General features: G+C 71.9%; 12 protein-coding genes. 4 read left to right on the forward strand and 8 right to left on the reverse strand.

Features of this window, described 5'->3' with window-relative positions; genetic code table 11:
- Window positions 1–44 precede the first annotated feature (44 nt).
- The 3 genes from ACIRQ7_RS02370 (at window position 45) to ACIRQ7_RS02380 (ending at window position 5,595) form a co-directional block, all read left to right on the forward strand.
- Window positions 45–2,480: a ribonucleoside-diphosphate reductase subunit alpha gene (locus ACIRQ7_RS02370; protein ID WP_404259236.1), complete on the forward strand. Its 2,436-nt coding sequence runs from the start codon at window positions 45–47 to the stop codon at window positions 2,478–2,480.
- Window positions 2,480–3,547: a ribonucleotide-diphosphate reductase subunit beta gene (locus tag ACIRQ7_RS02375; RefSeq protein WP_404259237.1), complete on the forward strand. Its 1,068-nt coding sequence runs from the start codon at window positions 2,480–2,482 to the stop codon at window positions 3,545–3,547. The genes ACIRQ7_RS02370 and ACIRQ7_RS02375 overlap by 1 nt, the downstream gene beginning before the upstream one ends.
- Window positions 3,548–3,660: 113 nt before the next feature.
- Window positions 3,661–5,595 carry a transglycosylase domain-containing protein gene (locus ACIRQ7_RS02380; RefSeq protein WP_404259239.1) on the forward strand — a complete coding sequence of 645 codons (1,935 nt, stop codon included), beginning with the start codon at window positions 3,661–3,663 and terminating at the stop codon, window positions 5,593–5,595.
- 39 nt (window positions 5,596–5,634) lie between these two features.
- On the opposite strand, the gene def is transcribed toward ACIRQ7_RS02380, so the two are convergent.
- The 6 genes from def to ACIRQ7_RS02410 all read right to left on the reverse strand — a co-directional run bounded on the left by def (window position 5,635) and on the right by ACIRQ7_RS02410 (window position 11,982).
- Window positions 5,635–6,279 (reverse strand): peptide deformylase, encoded by a 645-nt coding sequence (gene def / locus ACIRQ7_RS02385; protein ID WP_401462829.1) that lies wholly within the window; start codon window positions 6,277–6,279, stop codon window positions 5,635–5,637.
- A 68-nt stretch (window positions 6,280–6,347) separates the two neighbouring features.
- Window positions 6,348–7,349 (reverse strand): tetratricopeptide repeat protein, encoded by a 1,002-nt coding sequence (locus tag ACIRQ7_RS02390; protein ID WP_401462827.1) that lies wholly within the window; start codon window positions 7,347–7,349, stop codon window positions 6,348–6,350.
- Between the two features lie 442 nt (window positions 7,350–7,791).
- The gene (locus ACIRQ7_RS02395) at window positions 7,792–9,039 is read right to left on the reverse strand and encodes an HD-GYP domain-containing protein (RefSeq protein ID WP_404260071.1); all 1,248 of its coding nucleotides are present in this window, start codon (window positions 9,037–9,039) and stop codon (window positions 7,792–7,794) included.
- A 167-nt stretch (window positions 9,040–9,206) separates the two neighbouring features.
- Entirely contained in the window at window positions 9,207–10,721 is a 1,515-nt protein-coding gene (locus ACIRQ7_RS02400; RefSeq protein ID WP_404259241.1) for an HD-GYP domain-containing protein, read from the reverse strand.
- Window positions 10,722–10,882: 161 nt separating this feature from the next.
- On the reverse strand, window positions 10,883–11,281 hold the full coding sequence (gene rsrA, locus ACIRQ7_RS02405) for a mycothiol system anti-sigma-R factor (protein WP_401462823.1): 399 nt from the start codon (window positions 11,279–11,281) through the stop codon (window positions 10,883–10,885).
- The gene (locus ACIRQ7_RS02410) at window positions 11,278–11,982 is read right to left on the reverse strand and encodes a sigma-70 family RNA polymerase sigma factor (protein WP_401463761.1); all 705 of its coding nucleotides are present in this window, start codon (window positions 11,980–11,982) and stop codon (window positions 11,278–11,280) included. The genes rsrA and ACIRQ7_RS02410 overlap by 4 nt, the downstream gene beginning before the upstream one ends.
- A 315-nt stretch (window positions 11,983–12,297) precedes the next feature.
- Between ACIRQ7_RS02410 and ACIRQ7_RS02415 the strand changes: the two genes are divergently transcribed.
- Window positions 12,298–12,897 (forward strand): helix-turn-helix domain-containing protein, encoded by a 600-nt coding sequence (locus ACIRQ7_RS02415; RefSeq protein ID WP_404259243.1) that lies wholly within the window; start codon window positions 12,298–12,300, stop codon window positions 12,895–12,897.
- 67 nt (window positions 12,898–12,964) lie between these two features.
- Here ACIRQ7_RS02415 and ACIRQ7_RS02420 read toward each other — a convergent pair whose 3' ends face one another.
- Both ACIRQ7_RS02420 and ACIRQ7_RS02425 read right to left on the reverse strand, forming a co-directional pair.
- A complete protein-coding gene (locus ACIRQ7_RS02420) occupies window positions 12,965–13,612 on the reverse strand; it encodes an alpha/beta family hydrolase (RefSeq protein WP_404259244.1) in 648 nt (215 codons plus the stop codon).
- A gap of 99 nt (window positions 13,613–13,711) precedes the next feature.
- A complete protein-coding gene (locus tag ACIRQ7_RS02425) occupies window positions 13,712–14,545 on the reverse strand; it encodes an SOS response-associated peptidase (protein WP_404259246.1) in 834 nt (277 codons plus the stop codon).
- Window positions 14,546–14,582: the final 37 nt, after the last annotated feature.

A 14,582-nucleotide genomic window follows, 5' to 3' on the forward strand; every position in this document is an offset into this window, starting at 1 on the left:
GCGCCTGCCCCTCCTGGCCCCCGCCGAGTGAGGGAGAGCACCACGTGACCATCGCGCCAACGGAGCCCGCGTCAGACGCCGAGGTCGAGCAGTCCGCGGTGACCACGCGGAGCGTCCCCACCGCCCGCGGCGGAGGCGAGGACGGACCGGGTGCCGCCCTGCTGCGCACCCTGACCGAGCTGACCGAGGACCTGACCGCGACCGACCCCGGCAAGGTGGCCGCAGCCGCCCTGCGCGGCCGTCACGCGGGCTCCGACGAGGCCGAGTTGCGGCAGCTGGCGATCGACGCGGCGGCCGGTCTGATCGGCGATGAGCCGCAGTACTCCAAGCTCGCGGCGCGCCTGCTCACCCTCGCCATCGCCGAGGAGGCGGCCGGCCAGGGCGCGACGTCCTTCGCCGCCTCGGTCGCCACCGGCCACCGCGAGGGCCTGATCGCCGATGTGACGGCCGCGTTCGTGCAGAGCCATGCGGCCCACCTGGACTCGCTGGTGGAGCGGGCGCTGGCGGACGGCGCCGACGACCGCTTCGGCTACTTCGGCCTGCGCACCCTGCACTCCCGGTACCTGCTCCGGCACCCCACCACCCGTCAGGTCATCGAAACCCCGCAGCACTTCCTGCTGCGGGTGGCCTGCGGCCTGGCCGAGAACGACTCCGCGGCCGCGCTGGCGGACGTCGGCGAGCTGTACCGCCTGACCAGCTCGCTGTCCTACCTCCCCTCCTCCCCCACCCTCTTCAACTCCGGCACCCGCCACCCGCAGATGTCCTCCTGCTATCTGCTGGACTCCCCGCTGGACGAGCTGGACTCGATCTACGACCGCTACCACCAGGTCGCCCGGCTCTCCAAGCACGCCGGCGGCATCGGCCTCTCGTACTCCCGTATCCGGGCGCGCGGTTCGCTGATCCGGGGCACCAACGGCCACTCCAACGGCATCGTGCCGTTCCTGCGCACGCTGGACGCGTCGGTCGCCGCGGTCAATCAGGGCGGTCGGCGCAAGGGCGCGGCCTGTGTCTACCTGGAGACCTGGCACGCGGACATCGAGGAGTTCCTGGAGCTGCGCGACAACACCGGCGAGGAGGCCCGCCGTACGCACAACCTGAACATCGCGCACTGGATCCCGGACGAGTTCATGCGCCGGGTGGAGGCGGACGCCGACTGGTCGCTCTTCTCGCCGTCGGACGCACCGGAGCTGGTCGACCTGTGGGGCGACGCATTCGACGCCGCCTACCGCAAGGCGGAGGCCGACGGCCGGGCGCTCAAGCAGATCCCGGCGCGGCTGCTGTACTCGCGGATGATGCGCACCCTGGCGCAAACCGGCAATGGCTGGATGACGTTCAAGGACCACGCCAACCGCACCGCCAACCAGACCGCCGAGCCCGGCAAGGTCGTGCACTCGTCCAACCTGTGCACCGAGATCCTGGAGGTGACGGACGACGGGGAGACCGCGGTCTGCAACCTGGGGTCCGTGAACCTCGCCGCCCACCTCGGCGAGCACGGCGAGATGGACTGGGAGCGGCTGGACGCCACGGTCCGCACCGCCGTCACCTTCCTCGACCGCGTCGTGGACATCAACTTCTACCCGACCGAGCAGGCCGGTGCCTCCAACTCCCGCTGGCGGCCGGTGGGCCTGGGCCTGATGGGCCTGCAGGACGTCTTCTTCCGGCTGCGGCTGCCCTTCGACTCGGACGAGGCGCGGGAGCTGTCGACCCGTATCTCCGAGCGGATCATGCTCGCCGCGTACGAGGCCTCCGCCGACCTCGCGGAGCGGCACGGCCCGCACGAGGCCTGGTCCGCGACGCGTACGGCCCGCGGAGTGCTGCACCCCGACCACTACCCCAACGCCGAGCCCCGCTGGGCCGACCGCTGGGAGGCGCTGCGGACCCGTATCGCCGCGACCGGGATGCGCAACTCCCTCCTCCTGGCCATCGCGCCGACCGCGACCATCGCCTCCATCGCGGGCGTCTACGAGTGCATCGAGCCGCAGGTCTCCAACCTCTTCAAGCGCGAGACGCTGTCCGGTGAGTTCCTTCAGGTCAACGCCTACCTCATCGAGGAGCTCAAGGCGCTGGGCCTGTGGGACGCGCGGACCCGGGACGCGTTGCGCGAGGCCAACGGCTCGGTCCAGGACGTGGCGTGGATCCCCGAGGAGATCCGGGCGCTGTACCGCACGGCGTGGGAGGTCCCGCAGCGCGCGCTGATCGACATGGCCGCGGCGCGTACGCCCTACCTCGACCAGAGCCAGTCGCTGAACCTCTTCATGGCGTCGCCGACCATCGGCAAGCTCAGCTCGATGTACGCCTACGCCTGGAAGCGCGGCATCAAGACGACGTACTACCTGCGCTCGCGCCCCGCGACGCGGATCGCGCAGTCGGCGCGCGGCGGCGCCGCCGCCACCCCCGTCCCCGTACCCGAGCAGGCCACCGACCCCGAGGCCGTCGCCTGCTCCCTGGAAAACCCCGAGTCCTGCGAGGCCTGCCAGTAATGACCACCACTCCCGAGACCACCGCCCCGGAAGCCACCGCCGCCGGCAACGGCCCCGCGACGGGCACCAAGAACCTCCTCGACCCGGGCTTCGAGCTGACGCTGCGCCCGATGCGGTACCCGGACTTCTACGACCGCTACCGCGACGCGATCAAGAACACCTGGACCGTCGAGGAGGTGGACCTCCACTCCGACGTCACCGACCTCGGCAAGCTCTCGCCGGGCGAGCAGCACATGATCGGCCGGCTGGTGGCGTTCTTCGCCACCGGTGACTCGATCGTCGCCAACAACCTGGTGCTCACCCTCTACAAGCACATCAACTCCCCCGAGGCGCGGCTGTACTTGTCGCGGCAGCTCTTCGAGGAGGCCGTGCACGTCCAGTTCTATCTGACGCTGCTGGACACCTACCTTCCCGACCCGGACGACCGCGCCGCCGCCTTCGCGGCCGTGGAGAACATCCCGTCCATCCGGGAGAAGGCGCAGTTCTGCTTCACGTGGATGGATTCGGTCGAGAAGATCGACCAGTTGGAGAGCAAGGCCGACCGCCGCCGCTTCCTGCTGAACCTCATCTGCTTCGCGGCCTGCATCGAGGGCCTGTTCTTCTACGGGGCGTTCGCGTACGTCTACTGGTTCCGCTCGCGCGGGCTGCTGCACGGCCTGGCGACCGGCACCAACTGGGTGTTCCGCGACGAGACCATGCACATGAACTTCGCGTTCGAGGTGGTCGACACGGTCCGTGCCGAGGAGCCCGACCTCTTCGACGACGCGCTGGAGCAGCAGGTCATCGACATGCTGAAGGAGGCCGTCGAGGCGGAGCTGCAGTTCGGGCGTGACCTGTGCGGCGAGGGCCTGCCGGGCATGAACACCGAGTCGATGCGCGAGTACCTCCAGTGCGTGGCCGACCAGCGCCTGCAGCGGCTGGGCTTCGCGCCGGTGTACGGGTCGGAGAACCCCTTCTCGTTCATGGAGCTGCAGAACGTCCAGGAGCTGACCAACTTCTTCGAGCGCCGGGCCTCCGCCTACCAGGTCGCCGTCGAGGGTTCGGTCTCCTTCGACGACGAGTTCTAGACGCGCCACGCGACGCCCCTTCCGTCCTTCCTCCCGGCCCGCCGATTGTGACCGTTCCGTTAGCGGATCTGTGCGACGGCAACCGGAGCCCGGCCCACCACATCTCCCCGGGTATGAAGGACACGAAGGGGCGTCGTCGGTTCATCGACTATCCGCGTCAGGGACGGGAGGGTCCGCGCCGCTGGCTGCCCTCCTGGAGACTGCTGCTGGGAACCTCCGGGTGCGCGGTCGCCGCCCTCGCGGGGCTGTTCGCCGTCGTCTACGCCACCATCGACATCCCGGGCGAGAACTCCCTCGCCCGCAAGCAGGCCACCGTCTATTACTGGGCGGACGGCAGCCAGATGGTGAGCGTGGGCGCCGTCAACCGGCAGAGCGTCGCTCTCGGCAAGGTGCCGGATTCCGTCGAGCACTCCGTGATCGCCGCCGAGAACGCCACCTTCTACACCGATTCCGGCGTCTCCCTCAAAGGCATCGCCCGCGCCGTGATGAACATGGCCTCCGGCGAGGAGGCCCAGGGCGGTTCCACCATCACCCAGCAGTTCGTGAAGAACACCTATCTCTCACAGGACCGGACGGTCACCCGTAAGGTCAAGGAATTCATCATCGCGCTGAAGATCAACAATCAGCGGCCCAAGCAGGAGATCCTGCGCGACTATCTCAACACCAGCTGGTTCGGGCGGGGTTCCTACGGAATCCAGGCCGCCGCCCACGCCTACTACGGCATCGACGCGAAGGATCTCGACGCCGGCCAGGGAGCGGTGCTGGCCGCCCTGCTGAAGGGGTCGGAACAGTACGATCCCGGACTCGGGGCGGCCAACCACCGCCGCTCCGTGGCACGGTGGAAATGGATTCTGGACCGGCAGGTGGACACCGGCTGGATGAGCCGGCAGGAACGCGCGAAGTACCGGAAGTACCCCGAACCACTTCCGCCGGCCAAGCCCACCAGCCAGGCAGGACAGACCGGTTATCTCGTCGATGTCGCCAATAAGTTCATCAAGAGCAACACCGGTCTGACCGACAAGGATCTGGCCCGCGGCGGCTACCGCATTCACACCACGTTCGACAAGGCACGCACCCGGCAGCTGGAAAAGGCCGTCACCGGAGTGCGCAAGAAAACCATCGATCCGAAGAAGCGCGCGGCCGACAGATTCGCCCAATTCGGCGCCGCCTCCGTACGCCCCGAGGACGGCGCGGTCGTCGCGCTCTACGGCGGCACGGACGCGACCCAGCACTTCAGCAACAACGCGGACACCGCGGCCGTCCCGGCCGGCTCGGCGTTCAAGCCCTTCGTCCTCGCCGCCGCCCTCCAGCAGCAGGCCGATCAGCCGGTCCGGCAGCCGGTCGACGCATGGGGGCAACAGCCGCAGGCGGTCCGGCCGCCAAACGCTTGGGAGGACCTGACCGGGGCACTGGTGAAGGGCCAGAGCCCGCCCTTCGTCCAGGCCGGGCGGCACCTCGGACTGCAGCGGATCCGCGACCTCGCGGTCAAGGCGGGCCTGCACAAGGAGAGCCTGGCCCAGCTGGAGCCGACCTTCCCGCTCGGTACCTCGGTGCCCAGCGCGATCCGGATGGCGAGCGCATACACGACCTTCACCGGCGGCGGGCTGCACGCCGACCCGTACGCGGTGTCCCGGATGACCCTCGACGGCAAACCGGTGGACGGCTTCGCGCGGCCGGCACCCGAGCGGGTCGTGTCGACCGAGGTCGCCCAGCAGGTGACCGCGGCCCTGGAGGGGGTGGGCTGGCGCATCCTGGGCATGCCCGAGGCGGACGCCCGTAAGGACGCGGGACGCGGGCTCGTCAACAGGCCGGTCGCGGCGGGCGCCACCGAGCCCGGCGACCGGCTGAAATCGGCGTGGTTCGTCGCCGGTCAGGCGCCGCCCGCCTCCGGTGACGGCAACGAACCGATCACCGCCGTCACCCTCTTCCGCAACAAGCCCGGAACACCGGACCTGCTGCCGATGGAGGGCGTGGGCGGCTCCGGCCCGGAGCGGGGAACGACGCTCCCGCCGAAGGTCTGGAGCGCCTACCGGAAGGCCGTTTCCTGAACCGCCCCGCCGCCTCGCCGCCCCCCGGCAAGGCCTGAATCAGTCGTTGGCGACGACGGGGTAGCGGGGCTCCAGCTCGGCCATCTGCTTCAGCGCGTCCTTGCGGTCGCGCTTGGAGAGCCGGTCGATGTAGAGGTAGCCGTAGAGGTGGTCGGTCTCGTGCTGCAGGCAGCGCGCGAAGTAGCCGGTGCCCTCGACGGCGATCGGGTTGCCCTGCGCGTCCCGGCCGCGCACCACCGCGTAGTCCGGGCGGGCCAGCTCCGCGTACGCGCCGGGCACCGAAAGGCAGCCCTCGTTGGAGTCGTCCAGCTCACGGCGCTCGGGCGGCAGCTCGTCCAGGACCGGGTTGCAGATCGCACCGACGTGCCGCTTGCCGTTGTCGTCCGGGCAGTCGTAGACGAAGACCTTCAGGTCCACACCGATCTGGTTCGCGGCGAGGCCGACGCCCTCGGCGGTGCGCTGGCTGGCGAACATGTCGTCGATGAGCGAGGCGACCTCGTCACCGAACTCCGTGACGTCCTTGCACTCCTTGTGGAGCACCGGATTGCCGACGACCGTGATCGGCCGCGAGGTGCCGCGCTCGCGGTGGGCAAGCTCCCGCTGCGCCGCGTCCGTCGTGTCGTCGATGAACTCTTCGTCCACGCGCTGCTCACCGTCTTGATCAAACACAGGCTGCTGGGCCATCTCCGCCGTACGCCTTCCTGAAAACCCTGAATAGTCGCCCTACAGACTACGGGGGCGGACACCGGTCCTCAGCAGACCTCTTCAAGATCACGCCATTCCCGGCTGTCCGGGCTGTCCGCGACCCAGCCGTCCAGCAGCCCGCGCACCAGAGCGGCGGGTGCGGCGATTCCGCATTCGCGCTCCGGGACCCACAGGGAACCCGAGCCCGCGGTGCGGTGCCCGAGCGGCCCGGGATGGCCGGGCTCGCTGTGGTCGTGCGGATCCAGATGCTCGCCGTCGCCCTCGTCACTGGGCATCCGGCTCTCCGAGCACGTACGGCACAGCAGCCGCACGGACGACGACCAATCCTCGGCGGCGAAGCCGGCGTCGGCCGCCAGCCGCTCCAGGGCGTCCCTGTCGGCCTCGGTGGCGGCCTCCAGGAGCACCACCCAGGTGGGGACCGGTGAGGGCGCCCACAGCTCGATCTCGTCGAACACCGGATACGCCCTGATGTCGCCGTCGCCACCCGAAGCGGTGGTCCGCTCGCCGTGCGGGACGCCGTCGTGCAGCACGACCTCGCCCCAGCGGCGCCCGGAGGACGGCAGCGGGATCGACAGCACCTCTATCCGGGCCGGGTCCAGCCGGCGGCCCCAGACCACCTCGGCCTCCCCCTCGGGCGAGAGCCGGACGGCGGCGCTGCCCAGGGCCATGCCGACCGGCTCACCGGACGGGGAGCCCTCGCTGGGCACCTTGAGGCCGTACGCCTGCCAGGAGCGGCGGGCCAGCGGCCAGTCCTGGAGGGCGGTGGCGGCGATGCCGACGTTCCACCAGTCGGGCGCCCCGCTCTCGCGGTCCAGCAGGGCGACCGCGCGCAGACCGGCGGCCCGCGCCTGCTCCCAGTCGTGCCGGAACTTGTGCAGCAGCGCGAGGTTGAACCAGGACTCCGAGAGCCAGGGCTCCATGTCGGCGGCGCGCGTCAGCAACGCGCCCGCGTCGTCGTAACGGCCGTCGCCGATCAGCGTGAAAGCGCGGTCGGTCGCCTGCCGCCACGAGGCGGAGGGCCGGTGCCGTACCTTGCCGAAGATCCTCACGATTCCCGCCTGCTGGTTGCTCTCGATGCCGCTCCGGAGGTGTCCCGGGCGGCGCCCGGGGCCGTCTGGGGGCCCACTCGACAACCTGCCACAGATTGCCGTCGGGCTCAGCCCGATCGCTGTGCCCCTTGCGGCTCCCTGCCCTTCGCCGACCCCCTGAATCCCCCTGCGAGGGGCTTCCTTCGCATCCAACCATGCCCATATCCGAGGCCGCTCATTACCCATGGGTTCCACGACCTCTGACGGGCCTCGGCGGCTCAACGGCGGGATTTTCCGGCGTGCGGGGCTGCCGGGGCCCCTGTGGCCGCACCCTGGCGGTCGCGGGAGCGACGGCAGCGCGGTACGCGGACGGACGCGAAGGCTCCTGTTCCGCGCAGCGCGAACACGCTGCGGAGGGGGCCGCCCGACCGGGTGGGCGGCGTGGGCGGGCCCGAGGCCCGTCTCAGGCCGTGCGGCCGCCGCGGCCCAGGACCCGGGCCAGCGCCTCGACGACCCGCGGCTCGTAATCCTGCGCCGTGGCCAGCCGCAGCCGCTCCAGGGCGCGCAGCGGGCCACCGGGGCCCGCCGACTCCCCCGCCAGGTCGTCGTAGGCATTGACCGTGCGCACGATGCGGGCCGTGACCGGCTGGTCCCGGAACGGATCCGCCTGCCGCTCCACGATCACCGCGACCTCCGCCGGCACCCCGGTCTGCCGCACGACGGCGCCGCCCAGCAGCGCGATCCGGCGCTGCTCGGCGGGCGGCAGCGGCGCGGTCGCCCCGGCCGGCACCGGGTCCAGCAGCGAGAGCTGCCCGATGTCGTGCATCAGGGCGGCGTATTCCAGCACGTCCAGGTCCGGTTCGTTCAGGCCCAGTTCGCGGCCCACGGCGCGGCTCAGGGCGGCGACCCGGCGGGCGTGGCCGTGCGAGGTGTAACCGGCGATCTCGGTGGAGCGGGCCAGGGAGGCGATGGTCTGGCGGTAGGTGGCACGTACGGCGGCGAACCTGCGGAAGGCGAACTGGGTCAGCAGCAGCGGCAGGCAGAAGACCGGCAGCGCCCACAGCCCGGCGGCCGCGGTGGCCAGCGAGATGACCACTCCGGTGGCGCCGATGGCCGAGCCGATGCCGAGCAGCGCCCGCAACTCGTCGCGCAGCAGCGGTCCGTACGGCCAGCCGGTGCGGGCGCGGGCGAGTGCGGCGGCCAGCACCGCGTCGCAGAGCGCGGTCAGCGCCAGCAGGCCGATCAGGAACAGCGGATAGACCGGCCCGTCCGCCACCCACTCCGCCAACGTCCCGGTGTTGTAGAGGGGTTGGAAACACGTGGCGGCGAATCCGACGGTCAGCAGCCGGCGGGCGAGGTGGTCGAGCGCCTGCCCGCGGCCGAGCGCGAGGTGCGGGACGAGCCCCACCAGACCTGCCGCCACGACGACCGCGATGGTCTGCGGCAGCCCGTGGGTCGTCGCCCGGCCGCCGACCTCGCCGAGCAGGGCGTACGCGAGCGCGCCGGCCGCGCCGAGGGGTGCGCTCTCGCGCTCCCCCGGGGCCAGTCCGGGGCCCGCCGGGCGCGCGGAGCCCCGGCGCACCAGCTCGCCGACCGTGATCAGTACCCCGAAGGCCAGCGCGATCCCGGGCTCGGACACGCCCTCCCACAGCGTCCGGCCCAGCGCCCAGCACGCCAGCGCACCGGCCGCCCCATAGACACCGGCGACCACGGCCCGGCCGGCCCGGCCGGCCCGGTGGCCCGCGCCGTCCGCTCCCCACCGGCCGGCCGCTTGCCGGTCGCCCGGCGGGTATGCGGCCGTGCCGCGGCGGTGCGCACCGCGGGGGTGCCGCCCGCCACCGGTCGACCGCCCGCCGGCCGACGACCGTGCGCCGCCGTTCACCGCCCGCCGTCCCGCCGGGCGGGACCGGCCGCCGCGGCGCCCCGGCCGAGGGCCGGATCGCCACCCGCGCCGGTGTCCGGAGCCGTGCCCGGACCCTGCGAGCGCACAGGCGGGACGTTTCCTCGCCCGCCCCCGGCCGCGTCCTGGGCCGCCCCGACCGGCGCCGCCGCATCCCGCGCCGCCTCCCCTTCGTCCGTCAGGTCCGGCGGCGGCACCGCGACCGGATCCGTGTCCGCCGCCATCACCAGATCGGGGTGCCAGCCGTCCCGCTCCAGCGACGCCGCCAGCGCCCTGACCATCCGGGGATCGAACTGCTTGCCCGCGCATTTGCGCAGCTCCGCCACCGCGGCCGGAACCGGCCGGGCCCGGCGGTAGGAACGGGTCGAGGTCATCGCGTCGAAGGCGTCGGCGACGGCCACCACCCGGGCACATTCCGGGATGTGATGCCCCGAGAGCCCGTAGGGGTAGCCGCCGCCGTCCAGCCGTTCGTGGTGGTGCAGGATCGCGGCCCGCGCCTCGCCGAGGAAACCGATGCCCCGCACGATCTCGTGCCCGTATTCGGGATGCAGCTCGATCACGCTGCGCTCCTGTGGCGTCAGCGGCCCGTCCTTGCGCAACAGCCGGGTGGGGACGCCGAGTTTGCCGACGTCGTGCAGGATGCCGGCGAACCGCAGCACCTCCACCCGCTCCTCGGGCATGCCCAGCTCGCGGGCGATCATCACCGAGGCCCGGCCGACCCGCTCGCTGTGCCCGCGGGTGTAGCGGTCCTTGATGTCCACCGCCTGCACGAGGGCGCGGATGGTGGCCTGATGGGCGGCGCGTTCACGGTGGTACTGCGCGAAGACCCAGCAGGAGATGTACATCGGCAACAGCACCAGCAGCGCCGCGAGGGGCCCGTACGAGCTGCGCCACAGGACCGCCATCATCAGCCCGGCGAGCCCCTGCACGAGGTACGGGCCCAGCGAGCGGGGGAGCAGTCCCCGCCAGGCCGTACGCACCGGGTGGCGTTCCGCGGCGATGAGCACCCCGCCCTCCAGGACGGCGAGCACCGCGCAGAAGGTGCCGGCGGCGGCCAGGGCCGGCACCAGCAGAACGGGGAACTGCGGTGCGGACAGCGAGGGGTGGTGGCCGATCACCCGGAAGACGTGCGAGGCCGCCCAGCAGGCCATCGCCAGTTCGGCGGCGTGCCAGATCTTGCGGGCGGCTGCCGAGCGGGCCTGCGCGCGGGCGATCAGCGCGCCGGGGACGGCCGCGAGCGCGGCCAGCGGCGGCGGCAGAAGGAGGGCCCCGGCCAGCAGGACCGGGAAGAAGGAGCCCATACCGAGCGGTACCCGGCCGCCCATCAGCGGGCAGTGGCGTATCCGTTCGCAGAGTCCGTAGAGGGCGGCAAGGGCCAGGGCACCGGTCCAGGGGGCGTCGGCGCCGAGCCGCACCGCCGGGGCGGCACACAGCGCCGCGGCCAGGGCGGCGCCTCCGATATACCCCCGCGCGGCTGCCGGAAGTCTCCGCATCGCGCCCTCCTCCCCATGCCCACCGCTCTCCCCGTCGCTGCCGCGTCCGCGGTGCACAGGGTTCGGTGAGAATAGAGGGGCCGGGGCGCCGGAGAAGGCGCATCAGCGGATCGGGCGGGACGAATCGCCCCGCCCCTCACCCCTTAGGGTGACGCGCGGCCTTATTCGGCCCGCGCGGCCTCGGTGCGTGCATCGCCCGAGTCGCCGGAGCCGGCCGGCGCGGAGCCGGCAGCATCGGCCGCCTGCTCCCGCTGTGCCTGCTCGTGCTTGGCCTGTTCGAGCACGCTCAGCTCGGGGACGGCCTCCCCGGCCCGGATCAGATCGATCCGGCCCATGACCTTGGACCGCAGGTCGGTGGGGACGTCGTCGTGGCCGCAGCAGCGCTTGACGAGCTTCTTGACGGCCTGCTCCAGGCCGTACTTCTCCAGGCACGGCGAGCATTCGTCGAGGTGGCCCTGGAACTCTGCGCACTCCCCGGCGGGCATCTCGCGGTCGAGATACTCGTAGAGGTGGTCAAGGACCTCCGAGCAGTCCTTGTCGTGCGGCTCTCCGCAGCTCATGATCCCGAGCCTTTCCGGTCGTGCGATCCCGACGTCCGCGTGGCCTGCGTATCCGCAGCCGCGGCACCCGCCGGGACCAGCCCGCGCTCACGGGCGTAATCCTCCAGCATGCCGCGCAGTTGGCGCCGGCCGCGGTGCAGACGGGACATCACCGTGCCGATAGGTGTGCCCATGATGTCGGCGATCTCCTTGTACGCAAAGCCCTCGACATCCGCGAGGTATACCGCGATACGGAATTCCTCGGGAATCGCCTGGAGGGCCGCCTTCACGTCGGAGTCGGGCAGGTGGTCGAGCGCCTGCGACTCGGCGGAGCGCAGTCCCGTCGACATGTGCGACTCGGCGCGCGCGAGCTGCCAGTCCTCGATCTCCTCGGCGGCGCTGCGCTGGGGCTCACGCTGCTTCTTGCGGTAGGAGTTGATGAAGGTGTTCGTGAGGATCCGGTAGAGCCACGCCTTGAGGTTCGTGCCCTCCCGGAACTGGTGGAACGACGCGTACGCCTTGGCGTAGGTCTCCTGCACCAGGTCCTCGGCGTCGGCCGGATTGCGGGTCATACGCAGCGCGGCGGAATACATCTGGTCCAGGAAGGTGAGCGCGTCCCGCTCGAAGCGCGCGTTGCGCTCGGCGGCGCTCTCCTGCCGGCTCTCGGACTTCTCCTGCGCCGCGCCGTCGGTCCCTGCGTCGGTACCGGTGACCGGACCCACCTCCTCCAACACCGTGACGGATCCGGATGCGGACCCACTCGAATCGGAGAATAGACGACGATCCGCTGCCGCCGCCGCTCCGGCCATGGCGGGCTGCGCCGCCTGCACCTGCGACCACTGCAGGTCAGCGGACGGACGGGCCGGGCATGCGATTCCCATGCGGCGGACTCCCATTCCTCGTGCTTCGCTGGATGTACTCGACTCTCTACGCCTGGCACAACAGCCGCATCCCGTGGGTCATTCCCGGCCTGCCGCGGCTTTTGGACGGACCGGACCGCTTGACAAAGCACATTGCCGCTTCAGCAAAATAACCCTGTGGGAGACAACACGGCAGACAACGGGTACGAACGGGTGCTGGCCGATGTGGGACCGCGGCTGCGGCAGCTGCGCCAGGAGCGCGGCGTGACGCTGTCGGCCCTCTCGGAGGCGACCGGGATCTCGGTGAGCACCCTGTCGCGGCTGGAGTCCGGCGGCCGCAAGGCCACCCTCGAACTGCTGCTGCCCCTGGCACACGCCCATCAGGTACCGCTGGACGAGCTCGTCGGCGCGCCGGAGGTCGGTGATCCGCGGGTGCGGGCGGTGCCGCGGAAGAGCCACGGCATGACCGTGGTGCCGCTGACCCGCCAGCCGGGTGCCCTGCAGGCGTTCAAGCTCGTGATCGAGCCGCGCAAGGGCGAGCCCGAGCAGCGTACGCACGAGGGCTACGAATGGCTGTACGTCCTGTCGGGGCGGCTGCGGCTGCTGCTCGCCGACCGTGACGTGGTGCTGCGGGCCGGGGAGGCGGCCGAGTTCGACACCCGGCTGCCGCACTGGTTCGGGCCCGCCGACCAGGAGCCGGTCGAATTGCTCAGCCTCTTCGGCCGGCAGGGCGAACGGATGCACGTCCGCGCCCGGCCTCGCGGCCGGGCCGACTGACCACGCGGCCGGCCGTGCCGCGTCCGCGGCCTCGGGCGAACCCACTGCCGCAGACGAACCCCTTGCCTCAGGCGAAGAGCCCGTCCAGCCAGGCCGCCACGGCGTCCGTGATCGTGGACATCGACTCCGCCTCGCCCACCCCGGCCGCCTTCGGCACCGCGAAGCCGTGGTCGCCGTGTGCCACCTCGGTGATCTCCGTGCCCGGCGGGAACTCGCCGGGCCTGCCGAACGGGTCCCGCGCCCCCTGTACCACCAGCGTCGGCACGCCCGCGCCGGTCAGCTCCTCCACCCGGGACTTCTCCGGCTTGCCCGGCGGATGCAGCGGAAAGCTGAGCGCCAGCACGGCGTGCGCGCCCAGCTCACGCGCCGTACGGCAGGCCACCCGCGCGCCCGCGCTGCGGCCGCCCGCGACCACCGGCAGCCCCGGCTTCGCCAGCGCCGGCCACAGCGCCGTCCAGCCGCTGTCCAGGGTTTTCGGGGCGGGGGCCAGCTTCTTGCCCGCCACCCGCCACGGCTGCTCGACCAGCGCCACGGTGTAGCCCCGGCCCGGCAGCGCGGCGGCCAGCGCCCGCAGATCGCGCGCCTCGATGCCGCCGCCCGCGCCATGGCTCACGGCCAGTACGGCCCGCGCCGGTACCGCATCGCGGTACCAGGTGATCCGGGCATCGCCCGCCGGCGTCCCGACCGTCTCGCGCTCACTCGCCCCTGTGCTCATACGTCCATCCTGCCCGCGCCCCCGCCGGATCGGCACGGCAGCGCGCCAGAGCCGCGCACCGGGCCCGGTCCGCGGCCGGGGCGGCGCCGTCATAGCGGCTCAGAACAGCGTGCCGACCTCGGGCCCGTCGAGCTCGGCGAGCAGTTCGGGCCCGTTGTTGCGGACATTGCTGACGTCGGTGGGGACGGGATAGGCGCGCATCAGCCCGGCCGGCGGCGGTATGAGCAGCTCCCGCAGATCCTCCGGGTCGGTACGGGCCGGGTCGAGCCAGGCGTCCCAGCGGTCCGGCGTCAGCACCAGCGGCATCCGGGGGTGGATGTCGGCGAGCGCCTGCGGGCCCTCGCCCCCGGTGGCGCCGGCCAGCGGCGTGGTCTCGGCGGCCGTCGTGAGCACGGTGCAGGTCACCCACCATGCCTGCGGGTGATCGGCGGGGAGTGTGCCGTCCCGCCAGAATTCGTACAGCCCGGCCATCGCCATCACGGAGCCGTCGGCGGGCGTCACGAAATACGGCTGCTTACGGCCCCGCTTCTTCTTGCCCTGCTCCTCCAGCTCCCGCTCCGCCGCATCGGTGACCCACTCGAAGTAGCCGTCACCGGGGAGCAGGCAGCGGCGGGACTCGAAGGCCCGCCGGAACGACGGCTTCTCGTGCACCGTCTCGGCCCGTGCGTTGATCATCTTCGCCGCGCCCTCGGGTGATTTCGACCACGAGGGCACCAGCCCCCACCGCAGCGACCGCAGTTGGCGGACGGGTCCGCCGGCCGGGAAGCCGAGTGCCGCCTCGCCCTTGAGGGGACGGTCGAGCACCGCGTGCACGTGCTTCGTCGGAGCGATGTTCCAGTCGGGTGCCAGGGTCTCCTCGGGCTCCCACTTCTGGACGTCGAAAACGCCCGCCAGGTCCTCGGGCCTGCGACTCGCTGCATACCTACCGCACATGCATGCCACACTGCCATGCCACACGAAGGGGGAACCC

Origin of the sequence: Streptomyces sp. NPDC101393 (genome assembly GCF_044767385.1) — a bacterium.
Lineage (GTDB): Bacteria > Actinomycetota > Actinomycetes > Streptomycetales > Streptomycetaceae > Streptomyces.